The sequence below is a fragment of the Curtobacterium sp. JUb34 genome (genome assembly GCF_003755065.1).
Taxonomy (GTDB): Bacteria; Actinomycetota; Actinomycetes; order Actinomycetales; family Microbacteriaceae; genus Curtobacterium.
The window spans coordinates 183,234-198,915 of sequence record NZ_RJVH01000004.1 but is presented as its reverse complement, the minus strand read 5'-3'; the positions used below and the strand labels follow the sequence as shown (position 1 = coordinate 198,915).

Here is a 15,682-nt window from a genome sequence, read left to right as displayed (position 1 = left end):
ACCAGGAGCACCGCATGAGCACCCTCACCGTCGCCGTCGTCGGCGCCACCGGACAGGTCGGCGCCGTGATGCGTCGTCTGCTCGAGGAGCGCGCGTTCCCGGCCGACCAGGTCCGGTTCTTCGCGAGCGCCCGGTCCGCCGGCACGACGCTGCCGTTCCGTGGCGAGCAGATCGTGGTCGAGGACTCCGAGCTGGCCGACCCGTCGGGCATCGACATCGCCCTGTTCTCCGCCGGAGCCACGGCCTCGCGGGCCCTCGCGCCGAAGTTCGCCGCCGCCGGGGCACTCGTCGTCGACAACTCGAGCGCCTGGCGGATGGACCCCGAGGTCCCGCTCGTCGTGAGCGAGGTCAACCCGCACGCGATCGACCAGGCCCCGAAGGGCATCATCGCGAACCCGAACTGCACCACCATGGCGATCATGCCGGTGCTCAAGGTGCTGGACACCGAGGCCGGGCTCCGCCGCCTGGTCGCCACGACCTACCAGGCCGTCTCCGGCTCCGGGCTCGCCGGCGTCGAGGAGCTGCTCGGTCAGGCGCGTGCCGCCCTCGAACAGGACACCGCCGCGCTCACCCACGACGGTTCCGCCGTGACGTTCCCCGAGCCGGTCAAGTACGTCCGCCCGATCGCCTTCGACGTCGTGCCGCTCGCCGGCAGCATCGTCGAGGACGGCCTCGGCGAGACCGACGAGGAGAAGAAGCTCCGCAACGAGAGCCGCAAGATCCTCGAGCTGCCCGACCTGCTCGTCGCCGGTACCTGTGTGCGGGTGCCGGTGTTCACCGGTCACTCCATCTCGGTGCACGCCGAGTTCGAGCGTCCGCTGTCGCCCGAGCGTGCGACCGAGATCCTGTCGAGCGCACCCGGCGTCGAGCTCTCCGACGTGCCGACGCCGCTGCAGGCCGCCGGCCAGGACCCCGCGTTCGTCGGTCGGATCCGTGCCGACCAGTCCGCGCCCGAGGGCCGTGGGCTCGCGCTGTTCGTCAGCAACGACAACCTGCGCAAGGGTGCCGCGCTGAACGCCGTGCAGATCGCCGAGGCGATCGTCGCGCGCCGCACCGTCGCCGCGTAGCCGAACGGTCGCCGTGCGCGGCTGACCGGCCTGTCGGCGGACGCCGGTAGGATCGACGGGTGGCAGTGAAGCAGGTGGATCCGATCGATGTCGTCCTCGTCGGGGGAGGCATCATGAGCGCCACCCTCGGCGCCATCATCCACCGGCTCGAGCCGTCGTGGAAGATCCGCGTGTACGAGCGCCTCGGCACCGTCGCGCAGGAGTCCTCGAACCCGTGGAACAACGCCGGCACCGGGCACTCCGCGCTCTGCGAGCTGAACTACACGCCCGAGCTCGCCGATGGTCGCGTCGACATCGCGAAGGCCGTCACGGTCAACGAGCAGTTCCAGGTCTCGCGGCAGTTCTGGTCGCACCTGGTCGAGACCGGCACGCTGCCCGATCCGTCCAGCTTCATCAACCCGACCCCGCACATCTCGTTCGTGTGGGGCGCCGACAACGTCGAGTACATGCGCAAGCGGTACGAGGCGATGCAGGGGCACCCGCTGTTCGCCGGGATCGAGTTCTCCGACGACCCCGCGCAGATCCGCAAGTGGGCGCCGGCACTCATCCCAGGCCGCAAGAAGGACCAGCCGATCGCGGCGACCTACTCGGCGGCCGGCTCCGACGTCGACTTCGGATCGCTCACCCGGCAGCTGTTCGACCAGCTCGAGCTCGACGGGCTCGAGTTCGAACCGAACCACCAGGTCAAGAACATCACGCGGGGCAAGGACTTCGACGGCTGGGCGCTCGACGTCCTGAACGAGGTCGGTCGGTCGACCCAGAAGATCGCCGCGAAGTTCGTCTTCGTCGGTGCCGGTGGTGGGGCCCTGCAGCTGCTGCAGAAGTCGGGCATCCCGGAGATCCGCGGCTACGGCGGCTTCCCGGTCTCCGGTGAGTTCCTGCGCACCGACGACCCCGAGGTCGTGCAGAAGCACGCGGCCAAGGTCTACGGCAAGGCGAGCGTCGGAGCGCCGCCGATGTCGGTGCCGCACCTGGACACCCGCATCGTCGACGGCAGCGCATCGCTCATGTTCGGCCCGTACGCCGGGTTCAGCCCGAAGTTCCTGAAGCAGGGATCGCTGCTCGACCTCTTCAAGTCGATCCGGCCGCACAACCTGCGCCCGATGCTGAGCGTCGCGTTCTCGAACTTCGACCTGGTGCGCTACCTGATCGGCCAGCTGCTCGCCTCGAAGCAGACCAAGTTCGACGCCCTGCGCGACTTCATGCCGAACGCCGAGCCCGAGAACTGGCACAAGATCATCGCCGGCCAGCGGGTGCAGGTCATCAAGCCGGACAAGGACAAGGGCGGGGTGCTGCAGTTCGGCACCGAGGTCATCACCGCTGCCGACGGTTCGATCGCCGGGCTCCTCGGCGCCTCGCCGGGCGCGTCGACCGCGGTGCCGATCATGCTCGGCCTGCTCCGCACCTGCTTCCCGGAGCGCTGGGACGGCTGGCAGGACGCGGTCCACGAGATGGTCCCGACCTACGGGCAGGACCTCGGCGACGACGCCGCCCTGGCCGACGCCACCCTCGAGCGCACGGCGAAGGTGCTCGGCCTGCACCACTGACCGCCACGCCGCTTGCAACGCGTTCGAACATGTGTTCGAATGGCGGCATGCGGTGGAGTGGACAGGCGATCGATGCCGAGCAGAGCGATGCGCTGCCGGGCATGGAGTCGAACAGCGGCTTCGTCCGGAGTGTGACCACGCCGGAGTTCGCGGGCGTCACGTTCCACGAGGTCCTGGCGAAGAGCGCGTTGAACCGCGTGCCGAGCGCCGACGGCTCCGGCACCTACGGCTGGACCATCAACCCGTACCGCGGGTGCAGCCACGCGTGCGTGTACTGCTTCGCGCGGCCGACGCACACCTACCTCGAGTTCGACGGCGGAGCCGACTTCGACCAGCAGATCGTCGTGAAGACGAACGTCGCCGACGTCCTGCGGCGTGAGCTCGGCAAGCCGACGTGGGACCGGCACCCGATCGCGCTCGGCACGAACACCGACCCGTACCAGCGAGCCGAGGGCCGCTACCGCCTGATGCCCGGGGTGATCCAGGCGCTGGCGGACAGCCGGACGCCCTTCAGCATCCTGACGAAGGGCACACTGCTCCGGCGCGACCTGCCGCTCCTGGCCGAGGCCGCCAAGGTGGTGCCGGTCGACCTGGCGATGTCGATCGCCGTGTACGACGACGACCTGCAGCAGTCGGTGGAGCCCGGTACGCCCACGACGGCGGCGCGGCTCGCCACCGTCCGGGCGATCCGTGACGCGGGCCTCGACTGTGCGGTGTTCCTCATGCCCGTGCTGCCGTACATCACCGACACCCGTGCGCAGCTCGACGACGCCGTCGGTCGGGCTGCGGCTGCCGGGGCCACGAGCGTCATGTACTCCGCGCTGCACCTGCGGCCGGGCGTGAAGCCGTGGTGGTTCGAGTGGCTCGGACGGGAACGGCCCGACCTGGTCGCGCGCTACCGGGCGATGTACCTCGACAACACCTACGCGCCGAAGGACTACCGCCGCTGGCTGTCGGAGCGCATCCGGCCGATCCTGGCGGCGCACGGCGTCGGCCTCGGGCGGGTGGACCCGGCGACGGGGTCGATGGGCTTCTCGGATCCCTCGACGGTGCCGCAGGAGCAGTCGATCCCCACGACGTCGCCGCTCAAGCGCGCGGATCCGGGGTTCGACCGACGACTGCTCCGACCGGTGGCGACGCAGACGTTGTTCTGAGCACCAGGCGCTCCGCGTTCGGGGGACAGTGGTACTCGGCGGGGGCCGGTATCATCGAGCGGGTCGCCGAACTGCCCAGGTTTCGGGGTACACGGTCAGCGCCGCGGTGTTGGATCGTGGGCGGCTATCCCGCCACCCGGAAGGACCCACCTCGTGCTCGGCATCCCTACGCACCTCGCACCGCGAGTGAACGCGTGGTCGACGGTGCGGGCGTTCCACGCCGGTGCGATCGGATCGCTGGTGGCGGCTGCGATCGCGTTGCTGCTGTACCGGCTGTCCGAGCCCGACGTCCAGGTGATCGGCGCGGTCCTGGCACTCGTCCCGATGCTCGGCATGATCGGTGTGCACGTGCAGTTCGGCACCTGGCGCTCCGCGGTCGCGTTCCTGGTGGTCGGCGGCGTCTGCGCCTGGTGGTTCGCGACCGTCGTGCAGCAGCAGGTGCCGTTGGGCTGGGTCACCTCGTACCTGCTGTCGCTGGCGGTCATCCCGCTCATCCTGGTCGGTGGCGCCGGCGCGGTGCCGAGCCGCGTCGTGCTGTGGTCCTTCCTCGGGTTCCTGACCGGTCGGGTCGCGACGTGGATCGCGATCGTCCAGGCCGACAGCCCACCGCGTCCGCTCGTGCTCGCCTGGGTGACGCTCGGCTTCGTGGTCGTGCTGGTCCTGTTCACGAGCCGCAGCACGGGTCGCTCCGAGCGGGTGCAGCCGGAGCTGCTGCGGTCGGCGCGCGAGGAGCACGTCTCCGCGTACCGTGCCGGCGTCGAGGCCGAGGCGGCTGCGATCCTGCACGACACCGTCCTGAACCACCTCAACGCGATCGCCCTGGCACCCGACGGTCCGATGGACCCCCACCTGGCCCGGACCGTCGAGGCCGACGTCGCCGTCCTGACCGGCAAGGGCTGGCTCGCACCGGCCGCACGGCAACGGCCCGGCGCCGCGGTCGACGCGTTCGCCGTGATGGTCGACGAGCACCGCGCGGCCGGTCTCGACGTGACGGTGTCCGGCGATCCGGCCGCCCTCGACCGGCTCGACCAGCGTGCGGTCACCGCGCTCGTCCGTGCCGTGGGGCAGTGCCTGGCCAACGTCCGCAAGCACGCCGGCACCGACGCGGCCGAGGTCAGCGTCTTCGACGACGGGACGTCGTGCACCGTGATGGTGGTCGACGACGGTCGCGGCTTCGACGAGGACACCACGGGCGCCGACCGCATGGGGCTGCGCGGCTCCGTGCGCGACCGCATCGCCCGGGTGGGCGGGGACGTGCAGATCTGGTCGTCGCCCGGCTCGGGCACGAGCGTGATGATGACGGTGCCGTTCGGGCCGGTCACCGACACGGTCGACACCGTCGCCCCCGGCCACGTCGACGCCGTGGTCCCCGGTGAGATCGGCGGGCGGGGGGCCGACCGGTGAGCGCCACGACCGGAGCCCGCCGGACCGCGCAGCAGTACGACCCGCTCGGTGCGATGGGATCACGTCCGCTCGCGATCGGCCTCGGTGCCTTCAGCATCGTCTGGGCGCTCCTGGTGTCCGTGTTCGACCGCGACGTCGTGGGCAGCCCCACCCTCAGCGCGCTCACCGTCATCCTGGTCGCGGCGTCGGCAGCGGTCGTGTTCACCGCCTCGAGTCCGTTCCGCGCACCGTTCCCGCGGTGGGCGTTCGTCGCACACGTCGGGCTGCTCGGCCTGGCGTCGGTCACGAGCGTCGCCGCGCAGTGGGGCCCCGACCGCAGTGCCCTGAACGACTTCATGTCGCTCATCACGGCGACCGGAATCGTGATGGTCGCGCCCTACCGGCCGTGGACGGACCTGACCATCGGCGGAGCCCTGCTCGCCGTGGTGAACGCCGTGACCTGGGGCGTGGGCGCAGCGACGTTCCCCCACGAGATCCCCGTCGCCGTCGCGGCCTTCCTGGCGGCGGCACCGACCCTGGTGCTGACGGCGGCGTCGGCGGTGTTCGCGTGGACGTTCGCCGGCCTGGCCGAGCGGGTGCAGATCCGGGCCGGTTCCTACTCCGTCGAGCGTGCGGAGCGGGACGGCATCGCAGCGAGCGTGCAGCAGGACCGGTCGACGATCCTGGCCCGCGACGTCGCGCCGTTCTTCGCCGAGCTCCGCACGCGCGAGGTCATCACCGACGCCGACCGCGCACGGGCCCGACTGATCGCCGATGGCATCCGCCGGGCGATGGTCGCCGATGCGGATCGCACGTGGTTCGAGCAGGCCGTGCGGATCGAGGGTGGGGACGCTCCGGCGGTCGACGACCCGGACGGACTCGCCGCCGTGCTCGACGCCGACCAGCGCTCCGTGGTGCGGACGTTCCTGCGGGCGGCGTTCCGTGCGTCGACCGTCGACCCCGCCGGGTTCCGGGCGACGATCCGGCGCGCGGACGAGCAGGACGACGTGGCCACCCGCGCCGATCACGCCCGCACCGGAGCCGCCCGCGTGCTGCTCGAACTCGACCTCGCCGTGGCCGACTCCGACATCGGGATCCACCGCACCTTCGACCCCTACTTCGCCGTCCTCCGAGTGACGTTCCCCGACCTCGACGTCGCGGTTCGTCCGTCCGCCCTCGCACTAAGGTTCTCCTATGACCAGCACTGACCCGAACAGGCTCTCGGAGGGGTCCCCGTCCCTCCCGAACCCGGGGGCACGACGTGTGCGGTTGGCCATCCTCGACGACCACGAGGTGCTGCTGGACAGCCTGTCGAGCTGGATCGCGGTGAACGCGTTCGACTTCGACCTGGCCCTGACCGCGCACACCTGGCTCGAGATGGTCCACAGCGACAGCTTCCCGACCGACCTGGTGTTCCTCGACTTCCAGCTCAAGGAACCCGTGTCGATCGAGGCCCGTGTCCGCACCTGCCGTGCCGCCGGCGCGAAGGTCATCGTGCTCTCCAGCGTCGACAGCCGCGAGTCCCGCGACCGTGCCCTGGCAGCAGGTGCCGCGGCGTTCCTGTCGAAGTCCCTGCCGATGCGCGAGGTCATGGACGTCGCCCGCGAGATCATGGGCGTCGCACGGGAGACACCCCAGCCACGCGAATGGCGTCCGCTGCCCACCGGGGCGGCCGCGCACCAGCGTCCGAAGCTCAGTGCGGGCGAGGAAGAGGCGTTGCGGTTGTACGTGTCCGGCTACTCGACCAACGAGGTCGCCGCGCAGATGAACGTGCAGTACGAGACGGCGAAGACCTACCTGCGCCGGGTGCGCGAGAAGTACAGCAAGGTCGGCCGTCCCGCTTCGAAGAAGTCCGACCTGATCCGGCGGGCGGCCGAGGACGGGTTCCTCGCGTAGTGGCGAAGCTCTACTTCCGCTACGGCGCGATGAACAGCGGCAAGAGCACGGGGCTCCTGCAGGCTGCCTACAACTACGAGGAGCGCGGGCACCGGGTCCTGCTCGCCAAGCCCGCGGTGGACACCAAGGGCGACCGTGAGATCGTGTCCCGCCTCGGCGTGACCCGGACCGTCGACCTGGTCTTCGCACCCGACGCCGACGTCCGGTCCGCGGTCGCCGCCGCCGGTGCGGTCGACCCCGAGTCGGCCCGCCTCGACGGCATGGTCCGCGCGGTCAGCTGCGTCCTGGTCGACGAGGCACAGTTCCTCACCCCGCAGCAGGTCGACGACCTGCTGCGCATCGCGGTCCTCGACGAGATCCCGGTGATCACGTACGGCATCCGCACCGACTTCCGCACCGAGGCGTTCCCCGGCAGTGCGCGCCTGCTCGAGGTCGCGCACTCGCTCGAAGAGCTCAAGACGATCTGCCGCTGCGGTCGCAAGGCCGTCTTCAACGCCCGCACCGTCGACGGCCGGTTCGTGTTCGACGGCTCGCAGGTGGCCATCGACGGCGTCGACGTCGCGTACGAGTCGCTCTGCGCCAACTGCTACCTGACGGAGTCCGGCGGCCGGCTCGACGGCGCCTGACACGTCCTGCCGGGTCGCGTCCTGCAGGTGACCGGAGGACGGCCGGGAGGCGCGGGGCGGCGCCGCCACGGGCCTCCCGTCCGTCCGTCGGATGCGTCCAGGGCACGCGGAATGCGTGCGACGCGGCGCGCGTTGGCAACCACATGAGCGACGACACCCTGCACCTGTCCGTCCTGGACCTGGCGACGCGCGAGTACGGCCAGTCGAACACCGAGGCCCTGCAGGGCTCGATCGACATGGCGGTCCACGCCGAGAAGCTCGGCTACGAGCGGTTCTGGGTCGCCGAGCACCACGGCATGCCCGGCATCACCTCGTCGGCCCCGGCGGTCCTGCTCAGCGCCGTCGGCGCGGCCACCTCGTCCATCCGCATCGGGTCCGGCGGCGTCATGCTGCCGAACCACGCGCCACTCGTGATCGCCGAGCAGTTCGGCACGCTCCGTGCGCTGTACGGCGACCGCGTCGACCTCGGGCTCGGCCGTGCGCCGGGCACCGACGGGGCGACCGCGATGGCGCTGCGCCGTACCGACCGGCTCGACGTCGACGACTTCCCGGACCGCCTCGCCGACCTGATCGGGTTCTTCACCGGCATGGACGAGTCGAACCCGCTGTCCCGCATCCGTGCGGTCCCCGGGTACGGCGACGTGCCGGAGTTCTGGCTGCTCGGGTCCTCGGGGTACAGCGCGCAGGTCGCCGGGGCGCTCGGCGTCTCGTTCGCCTTTGCCCACCACTTCGCGTCGGACAACACCGAGGCGGCGCTCGCCCTGTACCGGGACTCGTTCCGGCCCTCGCGGTTCCGCCAGACGCCGAACGCCCTCATCGGCGTGCAGGTCGTCACCGACGAGGACCCGGTAGTCGTCGACGAGCAGAGCGCTCCCGGGATGATCTCGTTCATCCGGATGCGGCAGGGGGCGAAGCCCGAGCCGGTCTCGATGGACGAGGCCCGTGCGTACGAGTTCACCGACCTCGAGCGTCGGTTCATCGCCGCCCGCACCGAGCGCCAGGCGTACGGCACCGCCGACCAGGTGGCGGACAAGATCAACGCGCTCGTGGCGTCCACCGGGGCGAACGGCGTGATCGTCGCTCCGGGTGCTGCGCAGGCGCGGTACCGGCACCAGGCGCTCGACGTCGTGGCGGGGCTGCACGCCGCGGGGCGGCTCGTGCCCGCGGGTGCGGCGGCGGCCGCGTCGGTCTAGTTCGTTCTCGTTCGTTCGCTTCGTTCGTTCGTTCGCTTGGTGAGCAGAAATGGTCGGGTCGCCCTCGGGCACCCGACCATTTCTGCTCACCAGGTGGGGCGGCACCTCAGCTGAGCAGGCCGAGGCGCGTCGCCGCAGCCACGGCGCCGACGCGCGAACCGACGTCGAGCTTCCGGAACACGTTGTAGACGTGCCGCTTGACCGTGCCGATCGCGAGCTGCAGGTCCGCCGCGATCTCGGCGTTGGTGCGCGCGGCCGCGAGGAGCCGCAGGACCTCGAGTTCGCGGTCGCTGAGCGGTGACCCGGCGCGAGCCTCGGTGACCAGGTCCACCGGGAACGTCACCGGTGCGGCATCGGCGTGCGCGGCGCGGGCGATGCGGTCGACGAGTTCGCGGCTCGGGGTGTCCTTCGTCACGAAGTCGACCGCGCCGGCGTCGAGCAGGGTCCGACGCAGGACGGCGTCTCGGTGCATCGTGAGCACCACCACGCGGATGTCCGGACGGGTGCGGCGGACCGTGGCGATCGTGGTGCGCGCCGGCGGACCGTCGAGCTCGACGTCGAGGAGCAGGACGTCGATGGCGGCCGCCTCGGGGGAGTCGAGCACGTCGGACGGACGCTCGGCGTGTGCGACCACACGGATCGTGGGGACGGCGGCGAGGATCGTGGCCAGTCCTTCGCGGAACAGCTGGTGGTCGTCGACGATGGCGACGTGTGTGACGGTCACAGCGTGCCCCGCGGGATCGTCAGGCGCACGGTGGTGCCGCTGGCGGTGCTCGGGCTGCTCTCGACGTCGAGTCGCGCGCCGATGACCGCGGCCCGCTCGCGCATCGTCTGCTGGCCGAGGCGTCCGTCGGCGTCGGCATCGGGGTCGAAGCCCGGACCGTCGTCGGCGACCGTCACGACGAGGGCGGCCGGCGTCCACGCGAAGTGCACCTCGGCGGTGGAGTCCGGAGCGTGCTTCCGCCGGTTCGTGAGCGCTTCGAGCAGGATCGTCAGTGCTTCCTCGGCCTGCCAGTTCGGCAGCTGCTCGGGCGTGCCCGTGGCACGGAACGACAAGCGGTCGTCGTCGGGGAAGAGGTCCCTGGCGTGCCGGGCGAGCGCATCGTCGAGCAGTGCATCACCGACGCGGGCGTGCAGGCTGACCGCCAGGTCCTGCACGTCGCCGAGTGCTCCGCGCAGCAATCGTGCGGCGTCGTCGAGCTGCGCCGCCCGCTCAGCGGACGGGGGATCGGTCAGCAGCACCAGGTCGAGCCGCTGGAGCCCTGCGAGGATGCCGTGCGCCACGCGGTCGTGCAGGTCTCGCGCGATCTGCGTGCGGGAGTCCAGGTGCGCCGTCGTGACGCGTTGGCGCAGCGCCTCGGTGTAGGCGACGGCCCCGGCGGGGAACCGGCTCCAGATGCCCGCGTGCAGGGCCCTCGTGGCACGCAGGACGTCGGCGGTGGACTCCGCGCCGACCTCGTCCACGAAGAGCGGCAGGTAGGCGTCGAAGAGCATCTCCGCCGCGAGCATCGCGCCGGCAGGGTGCTGCGCGTGCTCGGCGTGCAGGGAGCCGGTGGCCAGGTGCTCCGGATCGAGGTAGGTGTTGCTCACGACGCTGCCCGCGGCGCCGGCGGCGTAGCGCGCGTGTGCCTCGGCGATCATCGACGTCACGTTGTCGACGAGGTTCTGAGTCAGGACCGGGTCGTCGGCGAGCTCGGGGAACTGTGCGGCGATCTGTGCGAAGACGGCGGCGAGTCGATTGGGGATGTCCATGACGGTCGCGAGCGTATCGCCCGTGTCGCAGCGCGATGGCGCCGCACGCCGCACGATGGGTCACTGGACACATCAGGACACGACGCCTGCCCCGATCAGGGCCGGAGTCGGACCTCGACCCAGGGATCCACGAACACTGCTCGTACGGTGTCGCCGCACTGCACGCCCGTCGCGGTGGCGTTGCGACCAGGTCGGGCTGTCAGGCGGGCGCACCCGACTGCGTTCACGGACTCGTCGCCGAACCAGCCGGCGCCGGACGAGCCCTGCCCGGTCGTGTACATCTCGACGTCGACGCGCTCGCCGTCACGTCGAACGGCGGTGATCACGGTCGACGGGAACGGCTTCGTCGTCCGGATCTCCTGCGGCGTCGCGTCGAGCAGGAGCAGCGTGTAGCTCTCCCCGTCGAGGATCCGGCGTTCGAGGTCCGCTGCGCTCCGGCTCGTGCGAGCCACGGTCTCGAGACGATCGCGCACCGAGCGGACGGAGTCGTCCATCACGGGCGTGATTTCGGCCGTACTGCTGCACGCGGTGGCGATCAGCATGGTCGCGACAGCGATCGCACCGATGGCTGCTGGGCGCCGGGACCTCGAGTGTTCCATCGTCGTCGAGGCTATCCGTCGAAAAGCAGAAGGCCCCGGTTCCGGAGAACCAGGGCCTTCTTCGTACTGTCTCAACACAGTGTCGGGGTGACAGGATTTGAACCTGCGACCTCCTCGTCCCGAACGAGGCGCGCTACCAAGCTGCGCCACACCCCGCGGTGTGATCACTCCGTACCGGAGCAACCCGACAATACTATCCGATGATCGGGGGTGCTCACGACCATCCGGCGAACTCCCGGGCGCGTCGTCAGGCGGTGCGGGCGGTGAGCGTCACGACGACCGCTTCGGGGCGGCAGGCGAACCGCACCGGGGCGTAGATCGAGGTGCCGAGACCGGCCGAGACCTCGAGCCACGACCAGTGGTTCCGGTGCTCCCACTTGTGCAGTCCGCTGACGTACCGGCGGGGGAGGTCGCTGTTCGTGACGAGCGCACCGACTCCGGGCACCTGCACCTGACCGCCGTGGGTGTGCCCGGCGAAGATGACGTCGGCTCCCTGGGTGACGAAGGCATCGAGCACGCGGCGGTAGGGCGCGTGCGTCACTCCGATGGCGACGGGGGCGGGGCCGTCCTCGTCCTCGGACCAGGGGACCTCGCCGCGCATCTCGTCGACGTTCGTGGGGAGCAGGTCGAGCCGGTCCCAGTCGCGGTGCGCGTCCGAGGTGCCGAACAGCTCGAACCGTGAGCCGCGGAGCTCGATGGCGTGTGCGTGGTCGTTCAGGTCGAGCCACCCGAGGGACTCGAAGAACGCCGTCTGCCGGTCGATGTCGAGCTCGACGGGCTTCGCCTCGCTGTGCATGCGGCTCGGGCCGGAGAAGTACTTCAGCGGGTTGCGCGGCGACGGTCCGAAAAAGTCGTTCGACCCGTACGCGAACACGCCGGGAACACCCCGGAACGGCTCCAGTGCGTACTCCACGGCGGCGTTCGCCGTGGGGTGCCCGAGGTTGTCGCCGGTGTTGACGATGAAGTCCGGCTCGACCAGGGACAGGTCGCGCAGCCACTGCTGCTTGTCGGCCTGCCACGGAGCCATGTGGATGTCGGACAGGTGCAGGACGGTGACGTCACGGGACCCCGGAGGGAGGACCGGGACGGTCTCCCACCGGATGCCGAAGCGTCGACGCTCGACCAGGGAACCCCAGGCGAACGAGGCGGCCCCGACGGCCGCGCCGGCTGCGAGGACCCCGAGCGCGGCGCGACCGCGGGTCACTTGCAGTCCTTGGGCGCCTTGCCGTTCTTGTCGCCGTAGAGCTGGATCGTCACACCGGCGTTCTTGTCCGCTGCCGAACTGATCGCCGGGTCGACGGCCGCGACCTTGCAGGTCTTGTTGCCGCCGCCCTTCGCGAAGTCGTCCGACACGCTGACGTTGCCGAAGCCGGCGTCGTTCAGTGCCGAGCGGGCATCACCGAGCGAGTCCCCGCCGATCTCGGGCACGTTGGCCTGCGACCCGTCCGAGGTGTAGACCGTCACGCTCGAGCCGGAGGACAGGAGTGCACCGGCGGACGGCGAGGTCGACGACACCGAACCGGGGTTGCCGGTGCCGGGGCGGGCGCCACCGTCGACGTAGTTGAAGCCGGCGCCGGAGATCGCTGCGCGGGCTTCGTCAGCGGTCTTCCCCTGCAGGTTCGGCAGCGCCTTGGCGTTGCCACGGATCGCCGTCGGCTGGGGGTCCGTGAAGGCACCGGCGGGGTAGGTGGCGTTGACCGCGGTCATCGCTTGACGCCAGACGTCGGCACGGGATCCGGCGTACGTGCCGTTGACCCCGTTGCTGTAGTGCCGGAGGTTGTTCTTCTTGCCGTCGGTGTTGCCCTGCCAGTAGGCGGTGGCGACGCGTGAGCTCGCGCCCACGAGCCAGATCTGGTCAGCCTCGTCGGTCGTGCCCGTCTTGGCGAACATCTGGGTGCCGTCCGGCGTCTGAGCACCGCGCGCGGTACCACTGGTGATCGTGCCCTTCATGGCGTAGATCGCTGCCTGTGCGAAGGCGGGGTCGACAGCCTGCTGGCAGTCCTTCGTCTGGCCGCCGAGCTGCTTGCCGGACGGCGAGGTGATCTGGTCGATGGCGATCGGCTTGCAGTAGATGCCGTTGTTGGCGACGGCGGCGTAGGCCGCGGCCATCGTCATCGGCGCGATCTCGTTGGTGCCGAGGATGGCCGACGGGTTCTGGTACTGCAGCTCGCCACCGTCAGCGCGGTGCACGCCGAGCGACTGGGCGATGTCCCGGATGTCGCAGAGGTCGAGCTTCTGGGCCATCGACGCGAACGCGCCGTTGATCGACCCAGCGGTGGCCCCGAGCACGCTCCAGTTCCCGCCCTCGCCCGGAGCGTCGTTCGAGACGTCGAACTTCGTGTAGTCGGTCTGACCGCAGATGGTCCACGGCGTGACCACACGTTCAGCACCACTGACGGTCTCGTTGAGCCCGTGGCCGGTCTTGATCCAGTCGAGCAGCGTGAAGAGCTTGTACGTCGAGCCGGTCTGGAACCCGCCGGAGTTGCCGTACTTGTAGTCGACGCTGTAGTTCAACGAGGTCGAGGTCGGTGCCGACTTCAGGGACTCGTCGAAGTCCTTGTTCTGCGCCATGGTGATGATGCGGCCGGAACCGGCCTCGATCGAGTTGAGCGTCGCACCCAGGGCCAGGCTCGTCTCGGCCTTGTTGTCGTACGTGTTGAGGAGCTGCTTCTGCTCGGCGTTGAGGTCGATGTTCAGCGTCGTCTGGATCTTGTAGCCGCCGTTCCGCCACGCGGTGTCGCGCGCCTTCTGCGACGAGCCGAGCTGCGACATCTCGAGCACGACCTTCTTGGCGTAGTCGCAGAAGAACTGCGAGCCGTCGCCGACCGATGCCCGGCAGCCCTGCGAGGGCTGCGTCAGGTGCACGTAGTCCGCCGGCTTCGACAGGCGAGCGGTGCGGTACTCGGCTTCGGTCAGGTTCTTCTGGTCGTACATCGAGCGCAGGATGACGTTGCGCCGGGCGACGTTGGCGTCGTACTTCTTCGGGGTCGACAGGTTGCGTGCCTCGGGGTACTGCACGATGGCCATCAGCGACGCGGCCTCGGCTGGCGTCAGCTTCGTCGCGCTCTTGTTGTAGTAGTGCTGCGCCGCGGCCTGCACGCCGTAGGTCTGGTCGCCGAAGTAGGCGATGTTCAGGTAGGCGGTGAGGATCTCCTTCTTGGAGTACTTCTTCGCCAGCCCGATCGCGAGCTTCATCTCCTCGAGCTTGCGGGGGATGGTCTGCTCGACGGCCTCGTTGTAGGCCTTCTCCTGCTCCTTCTTGGTCGGCAGGTTCAGGGCCTCGTTCATCTTGATGTTGCGGACGAGCTGCATGGTCAACGTCGACCCACCGCCCGAGTCGCCGAGCCCGCCAGCGATGCTGCCCACGCCGGCACGGATGAGCGAGGTCATGTCGACGCCGCCGTGACTGTAGAAGCGCTTGTCCTCGCCGTCGATGGCGGCGTTCTTCAGCTGGTCGCTGATCTGGTCGTACTTCAGTTCCTGCCGGTTCTGGTCGTACAGCGTCGCGAAGTGCACCGACTTGCCACCCGAGTACGCGTACAGCTCGTTGCGCTGCGGCAGGTCACCGATCTCGATGTACTCCGGCAGCGACTCAAACACACCGATCGTCGACGTCGTCGTGACACCGGCGACCGCGATGGCCGGGGTGACCCCGATCGTGACGAGCAGGCCGGCGAGGGCACTGAACCCGACGAATCCGATGAAGGCGCCGACTGCTGAGACGGGCTTGGTCCGCGAGGCAGACGTCTTCTGGGCAGACATAGGATGCAGCCTAAACGACACCCACGACTGAAAGGCTGGCAAGGAACCGCATGACTCGCTGGGAGTACTTCACCACGCCCCTGATGATCCACAACACCACCGCCATCCTCAACAACTACGGGGACGAGGGCTGGGAGCTGGTCCAGATCGTCACCGGCCCCGAGGGTGGGCTCGTCGCGTACCTCAAGCGCCCGAAGGCCGACGCATGAGCGTCGCGGACCGCCTCGCCGAGCTGGGGCTGACGCTCCCGCCGGTCGCCGCACCCGTCGCCGCCTACGTCCCCGCGGTCGTCACCGGCCAGTACGTCTACACGGCCGGCCAGCTGCCGTTCGTCGACGGCGCACTCCCCGTCACCGGCAAGGTCGGGGCGTCCGTCGACGCCGAGACCGCCACCGCGCAGGCACGCGTGGCCGCGCTCAACGCCCTGGCCGCCGTCGAGTCGGTCGCCGGCTCGCTCGACCGCGTCGCCCGGGTCGTCAAGGTCACCGTGTTCGTCGCGTCGGAGCCGTCCTTCACGGGTCAGCCCGGGGTCGCGAACGGCGCCTCCACCCTGGTCGGCGAGGTCTTCGGTGACGCAGGCGTCCACGCGCGCAGCGCGGTGGGCGTCGCGGTCCTCCCGCTGGACGCTCCTGTCGAGGTCGAGCTGGTGGTGGAACTGTCCGCCTGACGGCGGCGACCGACGGAACGAACGTGAGCAGGGCCT

General features: G+C 70.1%; 15 protein-coding genes and 1 tRNA gene. 10 read left to right on the top strand and 6 right to left on the bottom strand.

Features of this window, described 5'->3' with window-relative positions; genetic code table 11:
* The first annotated feature begins 14 nt into the window (after positions 1-14).
* The 8 genes from EDF63_RS14910 (at position 15) to EDF63_RS14875 (ending at position 8,866) form a co-directional block, all read left to right on the top strand.
* Entirely contained in the window at positions 15-1,067 is a 1,053-nt protein-coding gene (locus EDF63_RS14910) for an aspartate-semialdehyde dehydrogenase (protein ID WP_123292140.1), read from the top strand.
* A 59-nt stretch (positions 1,068-1,126) separates the two neighbouring features.
* Positions 1,127-2,614, top strand: coding sequence for a malate:quinone oxidoreductase (locus EDF63_RS14905; protein WP_123313809.1), 1,488 nt, complete (start codon positions 1,127-1,129; stop codon positions 2,612-2,614).
* 47 nt (positions 2,615-2,661) lie between these two features.
* The gene (locus EDF63_RS14900; protein WP_123313808.1) at positions 2,662-3,768 is read left to right on the top strand and encodes an Rv2578c family radical SAM protein; all 1,107 of its coding nucleotides are present in this window, start codon (positions 2,662-2,664) and stop codon (positions 3,766-3,768) included.
* Between the two features lie 153 nt (positions 3,769-3,921).
* Positions 3,922-5,172: a sensor histidine kinase gene (locus EDF63_RS14895; protein WP_123313807.1), complete on the top strand. Its 1,251-nt coding sequence runs from the start codon at positions 3,922-3,924 to the stop codon at positions 5,170-5,172.
* Entirely contained in the window at positions 5,169-6,359 is a 1,191-nt protein-coding gene (locus tag EDF63_RS14890; protein WP_123313806.1) for a hypothetical protein, read from the top strand. The genes EDF63_RS14895 and EDF63_RS14890 overlap by 4 nt, the downstream gene beginning before the upstream one ends.
* Positions 6,346-7,047, top strand: a complete 702-nt coding sequence (locus EDF63_RS14885) for a response regulator transcription factor (protein ID WP_035808846.1) — start codon at positions 6,346-6,348, stop codon at positions 7,045-7,047. Before EDF63_RS14890 ends, EDF63_RS14885 begins: the two co-directional genes overlap by 14 nt.
* On the top strand, positions 7,047-7,673 hold the full coding sequence (locus tag EDF63_RS14880; RefSeq protein ID WP_123313805.1) for a thymidine kinase: 627 nt from the start codon (positions 7,047-7,049) through the stop codon (positions 7,671-7,673). The genes EDF63_RS14885 and EDF63_RS14880 overlap by 1 nt, the downstream gene beginning before the upstream one ends.
* Before the next feature lie 143 nt (positions 7,674-7,816).
* Positions 7,817-8,866, top strand: a complete 1,050-nt coding sequence (locus EDF63_RS14875; protein ID WP_123313804.1) for an LLM class flavin-dependent oxidoreductase — start codon at positions 7,817-7,819, stop codon at positions 8,864-8,866.
* 106 nt (positions 8,867-8,972) lie between these two features.
* Here the strand turns inward: EDF63_RS14875 and EDF63_RS14870 are convergent, their stop codons facing one another.
* From EDF63_RS14870 to EDF63_RS14845, 6 genes are all read right to left on the bottom strand, one after another.
* Positions 8,973-9,590, bottom strand: a complete 618-nt coding sequence (locus EDF63_RS14870) for a response regulator (protein WP_148061796.1) — start codon at positions 9,588-9,590, stop codon at positions 8,973-8,975.
* Complete coding sequence (locus EDF63_RS14865; RefSeq protein WP_123313802.1) at positions 9,587-10,618, bottom strand: sensor histidine kinase; 1,032 nt, start codon at positions 10,616-10,618, stop codon at positions 9,587-9,589. Before EDF63_RS14865 ends, EDF63_RS14870 begins: the two co-directional genes overlap by 4 nt.
* Before the next feature lie 95 nt (positions 10,619-10,713).
* Positions 10,714-11,112, bottom strand: coding sequence for a hypothetical protein (locus EDF63_RS14860; RefSeq protein ID WP_148061795.1), 399 nt, complete (start codon positions 11,110-11,112; stop codon positions 10,714-10,716).
* 187 nt (positions 11,113-11,299) lie between these two features.
* A tRNA-Pro gene (locus EDF63_RS14855) sits at positions 11,300-11,373 on the bottom strand.
* Between the two features lie 91 nt (positions 11,374-11,464).
* Positions 11,465-12,421 carry a metallophosphoesterase gene (locus EDF63_RS14850; protein ID WP_123313800.1) on the bottom strand — a complete coding sequence of 319 codons (957 nt, stop codon included), beginning with the start codon at positions 12,419-12,421 and terminating at the stop codon, positions 11,465-11,467.
* Positions 12,418-14,979: a transglycosylase domain-containing protein gene (locus EDF63_RS14845; RefSeq protein ID WP_123313799.1), complete on the bottom strand. Its 2,562-nt coding sequence runs from the start codon at positions 14,977-14,979 to the stop codon at positions 12,418-12,420. The genes EDF63_RS14850 and EDF63_RS14845 overlap by 4 nt, the downstream gene beginning before the upstream one ends.
* Before the next feature lie 50 nt (positions 14,980-15,029).
* On the opposite strand from EDF63_RS14845, the gene EDF63_RS14840 reads away from it, so the two are divergent.
* Both EDF63_RS14840 and EDF63_RS14835 read left to right on the top strand, forming a co-directional pair.
* Positions 15,030-15,188 carry a DUF4177 domain-containing protein gene (locus EDF63_RS14840; protein WP_017888699.1) on the top strand — a complete coding sequence of 53 codons (159 nt, stop codon included), beginning with the start codon at positions 15,030-15,032 and terminating at the stop codon, positions 15,186-15,188.
* A complete protein-coding gene (locus tag EDF63_RS14835) occupies positions 15,185-15,646 on the top strand; it encodes a RidA family protein (RefSeq protein WP_123313798.1) in 462 nt (153 codons plus the stop codon). Before EDF63_RS14840 ends, EDF63_RS14835 begins: the two co-directional genes overlap by 4 nt.
* Positions 15,647-15,682: the final 36 nt, after the last annotated feature.

What these genes read in the sequence shown, in the direction of transcription:
- EDF63_RS14910 (WP_123292140.1), top strand. Translation starts at nt 15, where the DNA reads ATGAGCACCCTCACCGTCGCCGTCGTCGGCGCCACCGGACAGGTCGGC.
- EDF63_RS14900 (WP_123313808.1), top strand. Translation starts at nt 2,662, where the DNA reads ATGCGGTGGAGTGGACAGGCGATCGATGCCGAGCAGAGCGATGCGCTG.
- EDF63_RS14885 (WP_035808846.1), top strand. Translation starts at nt 6,346, where the DNA reads ATGACCAGCACTGACCCGAACAGGCTCTCGGAGGGGTCCCCGTCCCTC.
- EDF63_RS14875 (WP_123313804.1), top strand. Translation starts at nt 7,817, where the DNA reads ATGAGCGACGACACCCTGCACCTGTCCGTCCTGGACCTGGCGACGCGC.
- EDF63_RS14865 (WP_123313802.1), bottom strand. Translation starts at nt 10,618, where the DNA reads ATGGACATCCCCAATCGACTCGCCGCCGTCTTCGCACAGATCGCCGCA.
- EDF63_RS14860 (WP_148061795.1), bottom strand. Translation starts at nt 11,112, where the DNA reads ATGGACGACTCCGTCCGCTCGGTGCGCGATCGTCTCGAGACCGTGGCT.
- EDF63_RS14845 (WP_123313799.1), bottom strand. Translation starts at nt 14,979, where the DNA reads ATGTCTGCCCAGAAGACGTCTGCCTCGCGGACCAAGCCCGTCTCAGCA.
- EDF63_RS14840 (WP_017888699.1), top strand. Translation starts at nt 15,030, where the DNA reads ATGACTCGCTGGGAGTACTTCACCACGCCCCTGATGATCCACAACACC.
- EDF63_RS14835 (WP_123313798.1), top strand. Translation starts at nt 15,185, where the DNA reads ATGAGCGTCGCGGACCGCCTCGCCGAGCTGGGGCTGACGCTCCCGCCG.